This is a genomic window from Allorhizocola rhizosphaerae (assembly GCF_003426775.1).
Classification (GTDB): Bacteria; Actinomycetota; Actinomycetes; order Mycobacteriales; family Micromonosporaceae; genus Allorhizocola; species Allorhizocola rhizosphaerae.
Map to the genome: position 1 here is coordinate 1 of NZ_QJUG01000182.1, position 17,162 is coordinate 17,162.

At 70.0% G+C, this 17,162-nt stretch carries 14 protein-coding genes and 1 pseudogene; 13 read left to right on the top strand and 2 right to left on the bottom strand.

What is annotated here, in order from left to right; all coding sequences use genetic code 11:
- A partial coding sequence (locus DM816_RS30505; RefSeq protein ID WP_117213836.1) for a MarR family winged helix-turn-helix transcriptional regulator occupies nucleotides 1–377 on the bottom strand: 377 nt, incomplete at its 3' end.
- 207 nt (nucleotides 378–584) lie between these two features.
- Here DM816_RS30505 and DM816_RS30510 point away from each other — a divergent pair.
- From DM816_RS30510 to DM816_RS30550, 9 genes and pseudogenes are all read left to right on the top strand, one after another.
- On the top strand, nucleotides 585–1,856 hold the full coding sequence (locus tag DM816_RS30510) for an aspartate kinase (protein WP_162908004.1): 1,272 nt from the start codon (nucleotides 585–587) through the stop codon (nucleotides 1,854–1,856).
- A 22-nt stretch (nucleotides 1,857–1,878) separates the two neighbouring features.
- On the top strand, nucleotides 1,879–2,706 hold the full coding sequence (locus tag DM816_RS30515) for a 2-amino-3,7-dideoxy-D-threo-hept-6-ulosonate synthase (RefSeq protein WP_117213848.1): 828 nt from the start codon (nucleotides 1,879–1,881) through the stop codon (nucleotides 2,704–2,706).
- A 10-nt stretch (nucleotides 2,707–2,716) separates the two neighbouring features.
- Nucleotides 2,717–3,802, top strand: coding sequence for a 3-dehydroquinate synthase II (locus DM816_RS30520; protein WP_117213838.1), 1,086 nt, complete (start codon nucleotides 2,717–2,719; stop codon nucleotides 3,800–3,802).
- Between the two features lies 1 nt (nucleotide 3,803).
- Nucleotides 3,804–4,550 (top strand): amidohydrolase family protein, encoded by a 747-nt coding sequence (locus tag DM816_RS30525; RefSeq protein WP_117213839.1) that lies wholly within the window; start codon nucleotides 3,804–3,806, stop codon nucleotides 4,548–4,550.
- A 1-nt stretch (nucleotide 4,551) separates the two neighbouring features.
- Nucleotides 4,552–5,853: a phenylacetate--CoA ligase family protein gene (locus DM816_RS30530; protein ID WP_117213840.1), complete on the top strand. Its 1,302-nt coding sequence runs from the start codon at nucleotides 4,552–4,554 to the stop codon at nucleotides 5,851–5,853.
- A complete protein-coding gene (locus DM816_RS30535) occupies nucleotides 5,850–7,469 on the top strand; it encodes an FAD-dependent monooxygenase (protein ID WP_117213841.1) in 1,620 nt (539 codons plus the stop codon). The genes DM816_RS30530 and DM816_RS30535 overlap by 4 nt, the downstream gene beginning before the upstream one ends.
- Nucleotides 7,470–7,483: 14 nt before the next feature.
- The gene (gene asnB, locus DM816_RS30540) at nucleotides 7,484–9,313 is read left to right on the top strand and encodes an asparagine synthase (glutamine-hydrolyzing) (protein WP_117213842.1); all 1,830 of its coding nucleotides are present in this window, start codon (nucleotides 7,484–7,486) and stop codon (nucleotides 9,311–9,313) included.
- A gap of 23 nt (nucleotides 9,314–9,336) precedes the next feature.
- Nucleotides 9,337–9,801 carry a hypothetical protein gene (locus DM816_RS30545; RefSeq protein WP_117213843.1) on the top strand — a complete coding sequence of 155 codons (465 nt, stop codon included), beginning with the start codon at nucleotides 9,337–9,339 and terminating at the stop codon, nucleotides 9,799–9,801.
- Nucleotides 9,798–11,117: pseudogene (locus tag DM816_RS30550) on the top strand (3-deoxy-7-phosphoheptulonate synthase class II); the annotation flags it as partial. The gene DM816_RS30545 and the pseudogene DM816_RS30550, both read left to right, overlap by 4 nt.
- Nucleotides 11,118–11,150: 33 nt before the next feature.
- Here the strand turns inward: DM816_RS30550 and DM816_RS44770 are convergent.
- On the bottom strand, nucleotides 11,151–12,128 hold the full coding sequence (locus DM816_RS44770; protein ID WP_162908005.1) for a helix-turn-helix transcriptional regulator: 978 nt from the start codon (nucleotides 12,126–12,128) through the stop codon (nucleotides 11,151–11,153).
- A gap of 162 nt (nucleotides 12,129–12,290) precedes the next feature.
- Between DM816_RS44770 and DM816_RS30560 the strand changes: the two genes are divergently transcribed.
- The 4 genes from DM816_RS30560 (at nucleotide 12,291) to DM816_RS30575 (ending at nucleotide 17,041) form a co-directional block, all read left to right on the top strand.
- Nucleotides 12,291–13,916, top strand: coding sequence for an MFS transporter (locus tag DM816_RS30560; RefSeq protein ID WP_117213845.1), 1,626 nt, complete (start codon nucleotides 12,291–12,293; stop codon nucleotides 13,914–13,916).
- A gap of 11 nt (nucleotides 13,917–13,927) precedes the next feature.
- Nucleotides 13,928–15,268, top strand: a complete 1,341-nt coding sequence (locus tag DM816_RS30565) for an NAD(P)/FAD-dependent oxidoreductase (protein ID WP_211588929.1) — start codon at nucleotides 13,928–13,930, stop codon at nucleotides 15,266–15,268.
- 81 nt (nucleotides 15,269–15,349) lie between these two features.
- On the top strand, nucleotides 15,350–16,600 hold the full coding sequence (locus DM816_RS30570) for an MFS transporter (protein WP_117213846.1): 1,251 nt from the start codon (nucleotides 15,350–15,352) through the stop codon (nucleotides 16,598–16,600).
- Nucleotides 16,601–16,654: 54 nt separating this feature from the next.
- Entirely contained in the window at nucleotides 16,655–17,041 is a 387-nt protein-coding gene (locus DM816_RS30575) for a MerR family transcriptional regulator (RefSeq protein WP_117213847.1), read from the top strand.
- Nucleotides 17,042–17,162: the final 121 nt, after the last annotated feature.

Here is a 17,162-nt window from a genome sequence, read left to right on the forward strand (position 1 = left end):
CCGTCGATCATTTTGCGCTCGACGGTCATGACGGCGTCGCGGGCGGCGGCGAGCCGGCGACGGCCCTCGCGGGTCAGCACGAGCGGCACCGCGCGCCCGGCCGTGGCCGCGCCGCGGCCATGCTCGACGAGACCCTTGGCGCGCAACGTCTGCAGGACACCGTTCATCGCCTGCCGGCTGACGAAGGCGGCCCGCGCGATCTCGGCGTTGGACAGGCTCGCCCGCTGATCGAGCAGTTCGAGGCAGGTGTATTGGGGCAGCGTCAAACCGTGCCGGGTCAAGGCGTCCTGTAGCGCGGCGCGAGACATGGCCTGTACCCGTTTGAGTTCATAGCCGACGCGACGTCCAAGCTCGATGGGTACCCATGCCGAATGCATGTCAATATCTTGACACGCTCATCGATGTCAATGCCTTGACATGACGCCCCGCGAATCGCCCGGCCATCTCGGCAGACGGGTCCGCGCGCGGCGGCACGAACCGGACATGGCCGGATAACGACTGTGGCTCACCTGTGGTGGATGGCACGGTCCTCGTGTCCAAGGGGCGGTCCGGCCGTCCCGGTTTTCGAGCCCGAGGACTGGTGTGTGAACACGGGAATCGTTGTCCGCAAATACGGTGGGACGTCGCTGGCGAGCACCGACCTGATCGTGCGGCACGCGCTGCGGAACCGGTCGGATTATCTGGCCGGCCGCCGCCTGGTGATCGTCGTGTCGGCCATGGGCGACCTGACCGATCGCCTGCTGCGCCTGGCGTCCGAGGTGGGCGCGGTGCTCGACGCCCATCCGTCGCCCCGGGAAGTCGATCAGCTGCTCGCGATCGGCGAGAACCAGTCGGCCGCGCTGTTCGCGATGGCGCTGTGCGCGGCCGGTGTGCCCGCGGTGTCCCTGTCCGGCGCGCAGGCGGGCATCCAGGCGATCGGGCCGCACGGCGCGGCGATGATCAGCGACGTGGACCCCGACCGTCTCAATAGGACACTGGAGTCGGGCGCGGTGCCCGTGGTCACCGGGTTTCAGGCGGTCAACGGCGGCGGTGACACGGTCACCCTCGGCCGCGGCGGGTCCGACACCACCGCGGTGGCGCTGGCCGCCGCCCTGGGCGCGATGTCGTGCGAGATCTACACGGATGTGCTCGGCGTGTGCACGGCCGACCCGCGGGTGGTCGCGACCGCGCGGCCGGTGCGCCGGATCGCCGCCGACCTCATGACGGAGTTCGCGTGGTCGGGTGCGCGCGTCACGCACACCCGCGCCATCGAGCTGGCCGCGCTCTACGGCGTCGACGTGCACGTGAAGAGCTCCTTTGACGGAGCGCTCGGAACACTCATCGAAGGGGGTGCCTCGGCCGGCATGATGGAAAACAGACCGACCATCGTCGGGGTCACACACGACGCCGACGTGGCGGGCATCACGCTGCGGCGACCGGCGACCGCGCCCGAGGTGATGGTGCCGCTGCTGCAGGCCTTCGCCGATCATCGGCTGCGCGTCGACCTGCTCAGCGATCACGGGGGCGACGATCGCCTCCAGCAGACCTCGATGATCGTGCATCGCGGCGACCTGGCCACGATCCGGCGGATCGCGCAAAGCCTGTCCATCTGCCTGAAGACCGAGCTGCAGATCGATGAGGATCTCGGCGCTGTCTCGCTCATCGGCCTGGGTCTGCTCAGCCGGCCCGAATACACCGCGCGGGCGCTCGCCGTGCTGCGGCAGGCCGGGATCGTTGTCCGGCGCACGGCGGCGACCCAGCTGCGCATCGCGCTGGCCGTGCCGCTGGACCGCCTGGAGGACGCGGTCAACGTGCTGCACGAGGAATTCGAGCTCGGCCGCGATGTGCCCGAGACCGCCACCGCGGCGGTCGGCTGACCCGACGAAGGAGGTGTGGACCATGCTTGCCAACGACACCTGGGGCAAGACACTGCGGCTGGCCAGACTGAGCCGGCACGCCGATTCCCGGATGTTCATCGTGCCGATGGACCACTCGGTCACCAACGGCCCCATCATGCCGGCGCACGCCTACGCCAGGATGCTGGACTCGCTGGCCGGCTGCGGTGTCGACGCCGTCGTGATGCACAAGGGGCGGCTGCGCTATCTCCAGCCGGACCTCTTCACCCGCATGGCGTTGATCGTGCATCTGAGCGCAAGCACCGCGCACGGGCCCGACCCGGACGCCAAGGTGCTCGTCGGCACGGTGGAGGAGGCGCTGCGCCGCGGCGCCGACGCGGTCAGCCTGCACGTCAACATGGGCAGCGCGCAGGAGCGCAGGCAGCTGCGCGACCTCGGCACCGTCGCCGAAGCCGCGGACCGCTGTGGCATCCCGGTGATGGCGATGATGTATCCGCGCGGCCCGAAAATCGCGGACGCGCACGACCCCGAACTGGTCGCGCACGCCGCCACCATCGCGGTCGATCTGGGCGCCGACATCGTCAAGACCGTCTACACCGGATCGACGTCCACCATGGCCGACGTCGTGCGCTCGTGCCCGGCGCCGATCGTCGTGGCCGGCGGGCCGCCGTTGGCCGACCGCGACGCGATTCTCACCCATGTGCGGGCCGTCCGCGCGGCCGGTGCCGCCGGGGTTGCCATGGGACGCAACGTTTTCCAAGCCGACAACCCCGCGGCCGTCGCCGATGCCGTCGCCGCCGTGGTGCACGACGCCCCGGCCGAGCCCGCCTGGGCCACCCGGCCGCTGCAGGCGATACCGGCCGCACGATGAGGGAGGATGGATGAAGATCTGTTGGATCGATGTGCGGGCGCTGCGCGGCGACGTGAAGCGCGCCGTGATCGAGGAGGCGATACACCACCGGATCGACGGCATCGTGTCCGCCGATCCGGCCGACCTCGCCGAGCTTCCGCCCACGGTGACCCGGGTGTACTTCGCGGGCGGGCAGGCACCCGATGAACTGCCCAACACCGATCTCGTGGTGGGCGATCCGGCCGGGCTCGGCCAGCGGTGGCCCGGAGTCGAGTTCGCGCCGTACATCGAGGTCGTCGACCACCCGTCGCTGGAGCAGGCGTGCCGCGCGGCGAGCCTGGGCTCCTGGGTGGTGGTCCGGTTCAGCGATCCCACGAAGATCCCGCTGGAGATCCTGCTGGCCGCGGCCGACAACGAAGCGGCGCGCGTGGTGACGGTGGTCGCCGACATCGAGGAAGCGGAGATCGTGTTCGGCGTGCTGGAGCAGGGTTCCGACGGCGTGATGCTGGCGCCGTCCGGCGTGGGCGAGGCGGCCCGGCTGCGCGCCGTGTCCGAGTCCGGGGTCGGCAGCCTCGAACTGTCCGAATTGGAGGTCATCCGGATCGCGCACGTCGGCATGGGCGACCGCGCGTGCATCGACACGTGTACTCATCTGCGCACCGATGAGGGCATCCTGGTCGGCTCGCACTCCAAGGGCATGATCCTGGCGTGCAGCGAGACGCATCCGCTGCCCTACATGCCGACCCGCCCGTTCCGGGTCAACGCCGGTGCGATCCACTCGTACACGCTGGCGCCGAACCAGCGGACGAACTATCTGAGCGAATTGCGTTCCGGCAGCAAGGTGCTTGCGGTCGACGCCAAGGGGGGTACCAGGCCCGTCACCGTCGGCCGGGTGAAGATCGAATCTCGGCCGCTGCTCAGCGTCGACGCGGTGGCGCCTAATGGCCAGCCGGTGAACCTCATCGTGCAGGACGACTGGCACGTCCGCCTGCTCGGGCCGGACGCCGTGGTGTTGAACGTGACCGATCTCAAGCCGGGCGACCGGCTGCTCGGGCATCTGCCGACACGCGACCGGCACGTGGGGTACCCGATCGATGAATTCTGCATCGAGGTCTAAAGTGGACACTCCCCCGATCCTCGACTTCCACGCCCACCTACCACCCGGAGAGCGGGCGGCGCAGGCGCTGCTCGCGGAGATGGACCGGTGCGGGATCGGGCGCTGCGTCATTGTCGCCGGCGGGGTCATCGCCCCCGAAGTCCTTTCGCGGCAACTGGTCGAGGGCGGGCAGGTCACCACCGACGCCGACAACGAAGCGGTGCTCGCGGCGGCGGGCGGCAGGCTCGTGCCGTTCTACTTCGCCAACCCGCACCGCGACGCCGGCGTCTACGCCGCGGCGGGCCCGTCGTTCGCCGGGCTCAAGCTCGCGCCGGGCGTGCACGGCGTGCCGCTCGACGCGGAGCCGACCCACGACCTCATCCGCGTCGCGCGGGAGCTGCACCACCCGGTGTACCTGCATTGCTTGCAGCGCCCGGGTTTTGGCGTGCGCGACCTGGTGGGGCTCGCGGGCCGGCACCCGGACGTGTCATTCGTGCTCGGGCACGCCGGCGTGACCCACATGGACTGGTACGCGGTCGAGCTCATCGCCGACGTGCCGAACATCTGGCTGGAGACCTCGGGCGGCTACGCCAGCGTCGTCTCCACCGCGCTGCGGCTGCTCGGCCCGGATCGCGTGGTGTTCGGCAGCGAGTACCCGCTGCAGCGCCCCGAGGTCGAGCTGGCCAAGCTGCGCGCGCTCGACCTGCCGCCCGACGTGTGGCAGCGGGTGGTCTCGGACAACGCCCTACGGCTGTTGGGAAAGGAGTGACATGGTGGACTCGCTGCCCGATGTGCCGCACCTGTCGCGGTGGAGCGGCATCGAAGACCTTTACCGGCAACAGGACGAGCGGGTGCGGGCGACGCTGGCCCTCGCGCGAAACGCGCCGTACTACCGGGAAAGGCTTGCCGGGCAGGACAGCCTCAGCGGGCTGCCCCTGATGACCAAGCGGGACCTGCGGGCGAGCTACCCGTTCGGGATGCTCGCGGTGCCCAAGGCGCGGCTGGCGACCTACCACGAGTCGAGCGGCACGACGGGCGACCCGACACCGTCGTTTTTCACCGAGGCCGACTGGTACGAGATGGCCAGCCGGTTCGCGCGCACCGCCGTCGACGTGAGCGCCGGCGACACGGTGCTGATCCGCACGCCGTACGCCATGCTCATCACCGCGCATCAGGCGCACCGCGCGGCCCGGCTGCGGGGTGCGACGGTGGTCCCGGCCGACAACCGGTCGCTGCTCATGCCGTATCCGCGGGTCATCCGGCTGCTGCGCGAGCTGGAGGTCACGGTGGCGTGGTGCCTGCCGTCGGAGTGCCTGCTGTGGGCGGCAGCGGCCCGCGCCGCCGGGCTCAAGCCGGACAGCGACTTCCCGGCACTGCGCGCGTTCCACGTCGCGGGCGAGCCGCTGACGCCCGCGCGGCGCCGGCGGATCACGTCGATCTGGGGCGGGGTGCCGGTGTTCGAGGACTACGGGTCGACGGAGACGGGCAGCCTCGGCGGCCAGTGCCCGGCGGGCCGGGTACACCTGTGGGCCGACCGGTTCCTGTGCGAGGTCTACGACCCGGACACCGGGCGGATCCGGCGGGAAGGGCGCGGGCAGCTCGTGATCACCACGCTCTACCGCGAGGCGATGCCGCTGATCCGGTACAACATCGAGGATTTTGTCGAGGTCGACTCCGTGGAGTGCCCCTGCGGCTGGCGGCTGCCGTCCATTCGCGTGCTCGGCCGGTCCGCCGAGGGGTTCGCCGTCTCTGGTCAGCGGGTGACCCAGGCCGTGCTGGAGGAGCTGGTGCTCGGCCTGCCGCAGGAGCACGGCGTGCTGTTCTGGCGGGCGCGGGCGCATCCCGACCGCCTGGAGATCGAGGTGGAGGCGGACGCCGACGCGCTCGAAGCCGCACGCGAGCAGTTGCGCCATGCGGTGGCGCAGCGGTTCGGCGTCGCCTGCGAGGTCCGGGCGTTGCCACCGGGAAGCCTTGTCCCGCAAGAGATCCTGACCGGTGCGAGCGAGATGGCCAAGCCGCGCAACCTGTTCGGACCGGAGGAGAGCTGGGACAAGGCGGTGATCTACAGTTGACCGCCCAGCCCGACGAGCTGCGCCGGTGCATGCGGCTGTTCGCCACCGGGGTCGCCGTGCTCACCACCGGCGCGGGCGATGAGGCCACCGGACTGACGGTGAACGCGGTCGCATCGGCCTCATTGGAGCCGCCGCTCATGGTGGTCGGCGTGCACCGCCGGTCCCGCATGATGCCGGTGCTGTGCCGGACCGGCACGTTCGCCCTCAGCATCCTCTCCGAGCACCAGGGTCCGGTCGCCACGGCCTTCGCCGCCGCGGACCGCCCCTCGGGCACGGCCGCCGCGCGGCTGCTCGACGGAGCGCTGGTGCGCCTGGAATGCGAACTGACCGAGGTGTACCCGGCCGGAGACCACTACCTGGTGCTCGGCCGGGTGACCGCGATTCACCGCGGAGCGCGCGACGCGGGACCGCTGCTGTTCCACGGTGGCGGCTTCACCACTGTCCACAAGGGAGCGTCCATGAACGACATCGTCCAGACCGATTGCTGCATCGCCGGCGGCGGGCCGGCCGGACTGTTGCTCGCGCTGCTGGTCGCCAAGCGCGGCCACCGCGTGACCGTGCTGGATCGGCGGCCGCGCCTGGACGCCGGTGGTCCGCCGGTCGCGCCGTATCTGCATCCGCCGACGCTGGAGATCCTGCAGACCGAGGGCCTGCTCGATCCGCTGCTGATGGACGTGCAGCGGGTGTCCGGCGCGATGGAGTACGGCCCGCAGGGCCTGGTCTCCACCTGGCGCTACGCCGACGTGCCGGGGTGCCGTTTCCCGCATGCCCTCAGCGTCCCGCTCGACCGGCTGGGCCGCGTGCTGCTGGACGCGGTGGCGCACCTGCCCAACTGCACACTGCTGCCCGGCACGGAGGTCGTCGCGCTCGGCCCGGAAACCATGTCGATCCGCGGAGCCGACGGCGAGGGGCAGATCCGGGCGCGCGTCGTCGTGGCTTCCGACGGGAAGTTCTCCAAGATTCGCGCATTGGTGGGCATCGACGCCGACGTGTTCGAGTTCGACCGGCGGATCATCCAGGTGATCGCCGACCGCCCGGCGGACTGGCCCGACTCGTGGATCATCCACCGCCGGCCACCCACCTATCTGCTCGCCCTGCCGATAGCCGGAAACAAGCTCGCGGTGCTGTGGATTACCGATCCCGCCGAGTACCAGGCGCTCAAGGCGCACGGCATCGAGGAGTTGGCCCGGCGGGTGGCGGCGATCGAACCCCGCCTGGCGCAACCGGTCACCGACGCCGCGACCACCTGGTCGGACGCCGACGATCTGGTGCACCATGTGGTCCGCCCGAGCACGTGGTCGAAGGGCAACGTGGTGCTGCACGGCGACAGCGCACACGGCATGCACTTCTACGGCGGGCAGGGCCTCAACCTGTCGCTGCAGGACTCGGTGCCGCTGGCCGCCGCGATCGACGAGGCGCTGCGCACGGGCGGCATGGAGGCGATCGCGCGCTACGAGGCGGTGCGGCGCCCGTTTGTCGAGCGGTTCCAGGACATCCAAAAGAGCATGCCCGAGCTGACCTCCACGGCGCACGAGGCCGCGGACCGACCGTTTTGGACCGGCGAGCTCCTGCGCACCATCACGCTCGGCCAGACCGATCTCACCCCGACACGGTAGAAGGAGGCCCACGCATGTGCGGATTCGCCGGCTGGATCGACTGGCAGCGCGACCTCAACCACGAGCGGGCGACCGTCGAGGCGATGACCGCGACGATGCACCCACGCGGGCCGGACGGGAGCGGGGTGTGGCTGTCGCGCAACGCCGCGCTCGGCCACCGGCGCCTGGCCATCATCGACCTCGCCGGAGGCGCGCAGCCCATGCAGGCCAAGGTGGACGGACCTGGCGGCGGGCGGGTGTGCCTGGTGTTCAGCGGGGAGATCTACAACTTCCGGGAGCTGCGGGAGCGGCTGCGCGGCCTCGGGCACGAATTCACCACCGCCTCGGACACCGAGGTGCTGCTGCGCTCCTACCTGCAGTGGGGTGCGGACTGCGTGCACCGGATCAGCGGCATGTTCGCCTTCGCCGTGTGGGACGAGCGGACGCGCGAACTCGTGCTCGCCCGGGATCCGCTGGGCATCAAGCCGCTGTACTACGCGATGCGCGGCTCGGCCGTCCTGTTCGGATCCGAGCCGAAGGCGTTGCTCGCCAACCCGCTGTGCCCGGCGGAGGTCGACACCGAGGGGCTCGCGGAGCTGTTCGGGCTGTGGCCGTTCAAGACGCCGGGACACGCGCTCTATCGCGGCATCCGGGAGCTGCGGCCGGGCCGGGTGCTCGTCGTGTCCGAAGGCGGCGTGCGGGAGACGCGGTACTGGTCGTTGGAGAGCCGGCCGCACACCGACGACCCCAACGTCACCGCGAAGACCGTGCGGGAACTGCTCACCGACGCCGTGTCCCGACAGCTGGTCGCCGACGTGCCGCTGTGCGGGCTGCTCAGCGGTGGGCTCGACTCCAGCCTGGTGGTCGCGCTGGCCGCCAGAAGCCTTGGGCGGCAAGCATTGCGCACGTTCTCGGTCGACTTCGTGGGCAGCGAGGAGGACTTCCGCGCGTCGGACAGCCGGCCCAGCCGGGACCTGCCATACGCCCGGGAGGTCGCGCAGCAGGTGGGCACCGAGCATCGGGAGTTCCTGATCGAGTCGGCGAACCTGTTGGAGGCGCAAGAAAAGGCGCTGCGGGCACGGGACCTGCCGACCATGGGCGATATCGACGCGTCGCTCTACCTGCTGTTCCGGGAGGTGTCGGGGCAGGTGAAGGTGGCGCTGTCCGGTGAGTCGGCGGACGAGTCGTTCGGCGGCTATCCGTGGTTCGCCGAGGAGCACGCCCGGCCCAGCGACATGTTCCCGTGGCACCGGCGGCGGCACCGGTTCGGCGACTGGCTGGGCCGCGAGACGCGCGAACAGCTCCGGCTCGACGAATACGTGCGGCAGCGCTACGACGAGGCGCTGGGCGAGGTGCCGCACCTGCCGGGCGAGAGCGGACCGGACCGGCGGATGCGCGAGGTGTTCCACCTCAACCTGAGCCGCTTCCTGCCCGCGCTGCTCGACCGCAAGGACCGCATGAGCATGGCGGTGGGACTGGAGATCCGCGTGCCGTACTGCGATCACCGGCTGGTCGAATACCTGTGGAACGTGCCGTGGGCGATGAAGTCACGCGACGGTGTCGGAAAAGCGTTGCTACGCAACGTTGCTTCCGATCTGGTACCGGACATCGCGCGCAACCGCCCGAAGAGCGCCTACCCGTCGGCGCAGAGCGCGCGCTACGACGACCTGGTGCGCCAACGGGTCCGGGAGATCGCGGCCGATCGCGAGTCGCCGCTGCGCCCCATGCTCGACCCGGCCGCGATCGAGCACACGCTGGCCTCCGCCGGCTCGCGGCCCGAAGGCCAGGTGCGGCTGACGTCGATGCTCGCGATCCTGGTCAGCATCGACAGCTGGCTACGGGAATACCGGGTCCGGCTGTGCTAGGCAACAGTCCCCCCGTCACGCGCATGATCCTGGCCTCGGACGGGTCGACCACCGTGCTGCTTGAGGCCCTCGTCGGCGAGGAGCTCAAGCTGGAGGTGCGCGACCAGGAGACCCGCCCGGCGCGCACGCTGGAGCCGCGGATCCGCCTGCTGCTCGACCTGACGCCGGAGTTTTCGGTGCTCGTGCGCCGTTCGGCGTTGTGCACACCGGACGGCCGCGACGTCTCGCGCAACCTTGTCGTGGCCCGGTATCGCACGCACAAGCTGCACGCGGTCTTCACCAGCCGCACGGAGCCGATCGGGCAGGGCCTCATGCGCCTCGGGCTCAGCCGGGCGCGCCGGGTGGTCGGCACCGGCGTGACCGACTGGGACGCCACCGTGTGCGCATACAAGGCATATGTCGTGCTCGACGGGCACGACCCGGTGGCCTATATCCACGAACGGTTCAACCCCTCGATCGTCCCGTGTGGACAGGAGGTGCGGGCATGAGGCAGTGGTCACCCGAATCCTGGACCGCCGCGGCAGTCTGCGAGCAGCAGCCCGACTGGCCGGACCCGGCGGCGCTGCACCGGGTCACCGGCCGGCTCCGCGCGCTGCCACCGCTGGTGACCGTGCCGGACGTGATGCGGCTCAAGGACGCGCTCGCGCTGGCGTGCCGGGGCGAGGCGTTCGTGTTGCAGGCGGGCGACTGCGCCGAGACGTTCGAGGCGCTCACGGCGCCGTCGCTGCATCGCCGGATTCGCGTGATCCTGCAGATGGCTTCGGTGCTCGGGTTCGTCAGCGGTCTGCCGGTCATCAAGGTCGGGCGGATCGCCGGTCAGCTGGGCAAGCCGCGCTCGGAGCCGTTCGAGCGGCTCGACGGGCCGGACGGATCGCGTTGGCTGCCCAGCTATCGCGGCGACATGGTCAACGGGCTGGAGCCGACCGACCAGGCCCGCAGTCCCGACCCGAACCGGCTCATCCGGGCCTACTTCTTCTCCGCGGCGGTGCTCAACGTGCTGCGCTCCCTGGACCATCGTGGCTTCAGCGACATCGGGCGGATGCAGCGCTGGATGCGTGAGTTCGTCGACGCGGCGCCCCATGGGCCGGCACGGGCACGCTTCGCCGCGTTCGCGGCGGAGCTCGACCACGCGGTGCGGTTCCAGCGGGCCACCGGCGGCGCGCTCGATCTCGGCGTGCAGATGTTCACCTCGCACGAGGCGCTGATCCTGCCTTACGAGCAGGCGCTGACCCGGTGGGATCCCGAACGCGGCGCCTGGCACGCGACCTCGGGGCACCTGCTGTGGATCGGGGAGCGGACCCGCCGGCTCGACGGGGCGCACGTGCGGTTTCTGTCCGGTGTGGACAATCCGATCGGCGTGAAGATCGGGCCGAGCGCCACCCCGAGCGACGTCGTCGCCCTGTGCCGCACGCTCAACCCGCGACGCGTGCCCGGACGGCTGACGTTGATCACCCGCATGGGCGCCGGCCGGATCGCCGGGGCCCTGCCGCCGCTGATCCGTGCCGTGCGCGTGGCCGGCGAGCCGGTGGTGTGGGTGTGCGATCCCATGCACGGCAACACCTATCGCTCGCCGGTCGGGGTCAAGACGCGCAGCCTGGCCGACATCACGGCGGAGGTGCGGGCGTTCTTCGCCGTGCATCGCGCGGAGGGCAGCCATCCCGGTGGTATCCACCTTGAGCTGTCCGGCGACGATGTCACCGAGTGCGTGGGCGGCCTTCCCGGCTTGCGGGAGGCACAGTTGCGTACCAGATATGAAACCGCATGCGACCCCCGGCTCAACCCGGTGCAGTCCATGGAGCTGGCCTTCCTCGTCGCCGGCCTGCTGGCCGGGTCGCAGTCAGCCGAGCAGCCCACGGCGCGCGGCGATGAACGCGGCATGGAACCGGGTGGACGCGCCGAGACGGTCCAGGATGTCGGAGACGTAGCGGCGGATCGTCCGCTCGCTGATGCCGAGGATCTCCGCGATCTCGGTGTCGCGATGGCCGAGGGCCATTAGCGAGAGCACACGCCGCTGCGCGGGGGTGAGCACGCCGCCGCCGGGCTCGGCGGTCGGCGCATAGGCGATGCCCTGCGTGTGCAATTTGGAGAACGCGTCGTGCAGCCCGCTCACCACGGCGGTGTCGCTGATGATCAGCATGCTGAGCTCGTTGTCGTCGGAGGTGTATGTCGTGAGCACCTGACTGTCGTCGATGATCCACATCTGCATCTGGACGCTGGGCACCACCCGGATGTGGGAACCGCTCTGCGACAACCGGGTCAGCGTGCCGTCCATCTTGTGATCGGCAAGGAGCGTGCTGTCGCAGGTGATCTGGCAGCGCACCCCGCGCGCCGACAGGTGCTGCACGGTCTGCTCGATCTGGGTCAGACACTCCGCATGGCCGCTGATGCTCGGGCTGAGCAGTGCGTGCGCCGTGTGGCGGGCCTGCAGGGTCTCGCTGATGGTGGTCTGGCACACCTCTTCGGCGCCCTTGAGCAGCCGGGCCGCCTGCGACAGCTCGCCGCCCCACACGCGTTCGTAGCGCTGCTGCAGGTCACGCAGCCGTGCCTCCATCGTCATCAGGGAGCGTTGGTGCTCAAGCACTTTTTGCCGGGTCGCGAGCGAAAGGCTCGCCACCGCGGCTTCGGGCGAGACCGGCACAAGCCGGCGGCATTGCTCGTCGCTGAGCTTCACCAGGGAATGCGCGACGAGCTCACGCACCGCCTCGCCCCACTCCGAATGCCGATCCACTTCGTCGACCGAGACCTCGCGGCCCTCCACCAACTGCTCGTAGAGCCTTCTGGCACGCGTGGAAATGATGTCCCCCGTCGTGATCATTGCCTCCCCAAACCTTCCATGATCAGACATCGCCACGGCCGTCAAACAGTTTAGCTCGTCGATGTCTTGACGGCACATGAGTTCCCGCGTGGCCCCCACCGGACATGTCCGGTATTCGCGTGGGTGCCCGCCGGGCGAGGTGCCAGCTTCGTATGGGTGCGGATGACGAACAAGCTGCCCTTCTTCGCGGGCGTCGCGCTGGTCACGATAGGCGTGCTCCTGCAGGTGCCGCACGTGGTCATGATGATCCGGCTGACCCGCGACCGGGATGCCATGCCGCCCAACGAATCCGGCATGGCACCCGGCATGGGATCCGGCATGGAGCCGGAAATGGGCATGTGGAGCCCCACGATGGTGCTCGGCATGGGGCTTCTGGTGGCGGGCATGGTGCTCGCCTCGTTCGCCCTCTTCCGGTCGGCGCGCGAGGGCGCGGTTCCCGGCCGCGCGATAACGCTTGACGCCATTGAACACGGCCGCCTGCGCCCGGTGTACTGGCTGACCTGCCTGGTGCTGATCATCGCGTTGGTCGAGGACATCATGAAGCCCCTGACGATCGGCTTCGTGATGCCCGGCATGAGCCGCGAATACGGCATGCCGCTCACCGAGGTCGCCGTGCTTCCGATCGTCGCGCTCACCGGGACGGCCGTCGGTTCGATCATCTGGGGCCTGCTCGGCGACCGGTATGGCCGGCGCACCGCTCTGTTGCTTGCCACGCTGCTGTTCATCGGGACCGCGGCGTGCGGCGGGATGCCGAGCTTCGAGTGGAACCTCGTGATGTGTTTCCTCATGGGCAATTCCGCCGGCGGGCTGCTGCCACTGGTCTTCACGCTCGTGGCCGAGCTGACGCCGCGCCGGCACCGCTCGTGGGTGGCCGTCGCGCTCGGGGGCATCGGCGGGCTCGGCGGCTACCTCGCCGCGAGCGCCGCGGCCCAACTGCTGGAGCCGACGTACACGTGGCGTGCGCTATGGCTGCTCGGCCTGCCGAGCGGGCTGGCGCTGCTCGCCATGGCGCCGTTGATCCCCGAGTCTCCGCTGTACCTCATGCGCGCCGGCCAGCACGCCAAGGCGCAGGCGGTGCTCGACCGCTACGGTCTGCAGATCAATCTGGACGCCGTACCGACGGCGCCCACCCATCGCCGTCCGGGGATCGGTGAGCTGTTCCGGACGTACCCGCGGCTGACGACGGTCATCGGCCTGGTGGGTGTCGTCTGGGGCATGACGAATTTCGGCTTCCTCGTCATGCTTCCGGCCCAATTGCGGGCGTCCGGCATGCAGGGCGGCGTGGCCACAGCGCTGCTGACCAAGTCCGCGCTGTACTCGGCGCCGGCGCTGGCCTTGGTCGTGCTCATGTATCTGCTGTGGAAGGGCCGCACGAGCCTGGCGGTCTTCGTCGGCCTGGTGGCGGTCGCGCTCGGCGGAGCAGCGCTGTGGAGCAGCGGCCGCGGCGGCAGCACGCTGCTGGTGGTGTCGATCGCGCTGCTGGTGCTCGCCCTCTCCGCGGTCAACGCGATGCTGCTGCCGTTCAGCGCCGAGACCTACCCGACGCCGTTGCGCGCCACGGGTTCCGGCTTCGCCGGGGCGGCGACCAAGGCCGGAGGCGTGCTCGGGCCGTTCGCGATGCTGTTCGTGCTGCGCTTCGGCGGCGAGGGCCTCGTGGCGCCGGCACTTGCCCTCGCGGTCGCGAGCCTGGCGGCGGCCGGCCTGATGCTCGTGCTCGGGCGGCCGCATGTGGACCGCACGGCCGGACCAGAACCCGTCGCTGTGCCGATGTTAGTCACGAGAGATTGAGGCGTGCCAACGTGATCCAGAGTGCTTGCTCACACAGCGCCGACGTCGTTGACGTGGTGGTCATCGGGGCCGGCCCGGGAGGCTGCTCGGCCGCCGCGGAACTGGCCAGGCGCGGCCATTCCGTGCGGGTGCTGGAACGGCGCGGCTTCCCGCGGTTTCACATCGGTGAGTCGTTGCTGCCGTACATGGTCGGCGTGCTCGACCGGATGGGTCTGCGGGAGCGGGTGGCCGGCCAGGGATACGTGGTGAAGCGGGGCGCCGAGTTCACCGGTCCGGACGGCGAGTTCCGCAGGGTGGACTTCACCGCCCAGGGGCCGGGGCGTTACCACGAGACATTCCAGGTGGAGCGCGCGCATTTCGACAATCTCCTCGCACAGCACGCCCGGGAGCTCGGCGCCGACTTCAGCTACCACACCAACGTCACCGAGCTCATCACCGACGGCGGACGGGTGTGCGGCGTGCGATACACCAAGGACGGTAAGGCCGGTGCCGTGCGCGCCAGATACGTGATCGACGCGGCGGGGCGCGGCAGCAAGGCGGCGTCGGCGTTCCAGCTGCGCCACACGGTCGACAAACTGCGCATGGTCGCGGTCTACCGGCACTTCACCGATCTCGACGAGGCCAACAATCCCGGCCACGAGGGCGACATCCAGATCGGCAACCATCCCGACGGCTGGTTGTGGGCCATCCCGATCTGGCCGGACACCATCAGCATCGGCGCGGTGATGCCCAAGGACCGGCTCCGCTCCCGCGACCCGGAACAGATCTTCAACGATCATCTCGCCCGCATCCCGCGGATCACGCGCCGCCTCACCGGCACGCGGCCGCTGTCCGAGGTGCGGGTCGAAACCGATTACTGCTATCGCAGCGACACCGTGGCCGGCGAGGGCTGGCTGATGATCGGAGACTCGGGGTGCTTCCTCGATCCCATCTTTTCCGGCGGGGTGTATCTCGCGATGGTCACCGGTGCCCGAGCCGCCGAGGTGATCCACGAGGCGCTGGCGGCACCCGTGCACGAGGCCGAGGTGATGCGCGATTATGAGAACTTCTACAAGACCGGATACGACACCTACAGCCGGCTGATCCAGGCGTTCTACGAGTGCGACTTCAACTTCGGCCGCTATGTCGCCTCGCTGCCCGCGCACATCGAGCGGCGCTGGATGGCCCGGCTGCTCAGCGGCGACTTCTGGAGCGGGGTGAATCCGCTCAACCGGCTCCTGCGCGACAACCACGACTACGACATCTTCGCCCCGTTCGAGCCGGTCTACGGCTGCCCGGTCTACCCGCACCTCGACGTCGCCGAGGACGTCGCGGAGGACGCCGAGCCGGAACAACTCACCCGGACGGGCTGAAAACCTTGACATTGACGTGTACGTCAAGGTTTTACGGTTTGGGCGAGAAACCATCGACACCGATGTTCGAGGACTGAACCCATGACACAACCTGCCCAGAAGAGCGGAATCCCGCTCTGGCTGATCGCGCTCTTCTTTCTCACCTTCGCGATCGGCACGGATGACTTCGTCATCGCCGGCGTGCTGCGTGACATCGCCGATGACCTCGCCGTGAGCGAGGCGGTGGCGGGCCAGCTGATCACGGCGTTTTCGATCGTCTACGCGGTCGTGGCGCCCCTGGCGGCCGTGGTGCTGGCGCGATGGTCGCGCCGGCCGACGATGATCGCGATCACCCTGGTCTTCGCCGCGCTCAACGTGCTGATGGCCGTCGCGCCGTCCTACTCGGCGCTGCTCGGGCTGCGCATCCTCGCGGCGATCGCGGCCGCGGCCGTGACCCCGGCGGCCTTTGCCACCGCGGCCATGATGGCGCCGCCAAACCGTCAAGGCAGCTACATCGGCATGGTGGCGGCGGGCCTGACCGTCTCGCTCGTCGTCGGCGTGCCGCTCGGCACGTGGATCGGCGGCGCCTTCGGCTGGCAGTCGACGATGCTGTTTGTCGCGGCCCTGCTGGTGCTGGCCGCGCTCGGGATGACCGCCCTGCCGCGCGAGGGCCGGCCGCCGGCGATACCGCTGCGCGTGCGGCTCGCGCCGCTGGGCCGCCCGGCCATCATGGTCGGCCTGCTCGGCACGGCCATCGCGGCCTCCGGCGGGCTGATGTTCTACGCATACATCGGCCCCGTGAGCAACTTCATGTCCGGCGCGAGCACCGGCACGCTCGCGGTGCTGATCGCGGTCGCCGGGGTGTGCGGCGCGATCGGGACGGTGCTCGGCGGGCGCCTGGCCGACGCGTGGGGGCCGGATCGCACGCTGGTGAGCGCGCTCGCGGTGCAGGTGCTCGCGACCCTGCTGGCGGCGGTGCTGGCGTGGACGATCGGGGCCGGGCAGGTGCCGGTCGTCGCGATCGGTGCGCTGCTGGCGGTTTGGGCCATCGCCGGATGGGCCTTGAACCCGCCGGTGCAGATGCGGCTGCTGATGCTCGCCGGTGATGCGGGCATGGAGGTCGTGGCCCTCAACAGCAGCGCGCTCTATGTCGGCATCTCCGTGGCCGGCGCCGCGGGCGGCACGGCACTGGCCCTGCTGGGCCCGCAGGGCGTGCCGCTGATCGCTGGGCTGCTCGGCTTCTGCGCACTGGTCCTGTTCGTGCTCGCATTTCAGGTTTTCCGTTTGCGGGTACCGGACCAGAGCGCACCTGCGGCGAGCGGCGAAGGTGCTCGGGCGGACGCGCACGGCTGAGCCGAGTGCTAGCGTCGTCTGCGGACGACTGGTTCGGGTTTGGGGTGACGGACCGTGCGGATAGGCGAGCTTGCCCAGGCGACCGGGGTCAGCACCCGGACGCTGCGCTACTACGAGCAGCAACACCTGATCGTGTCAGCGCGACGGGACAACGGCTATCGCGAATACGACGAGTCGACCATCACCCGGGTGCGCAACATCAGGTCCCTGCTCGACGCGGGCCTGACGTGCGACGAGATCCGGCAGCTGACCGACTGTCTGGGCAAGCGGCTGGAGGCGGAGCCGGTGTGCGACAAGGCGTTGGAGCTTTACCGCACCCGGCTGCGCAAGGTCGAGGGCCGCATCGTGGCGCTGCTCGACGCGCACGAGCGGGTGCAGCGCACGCTCGAAGAGCTGGAAGGAGCGCGGCACCGCGACACGGCTAGCCCCAAGGCCGTGTAGATAAGGATTTGGCCTGGATGTCAATGGCGGCGTGTTGATCCACGTGAATAGAACGGAGCTCCGGTAGAAAGGCTTGTCCTCCAAGACAACCGCTACCAAGGAGCTCCGCTGTCTGAATATT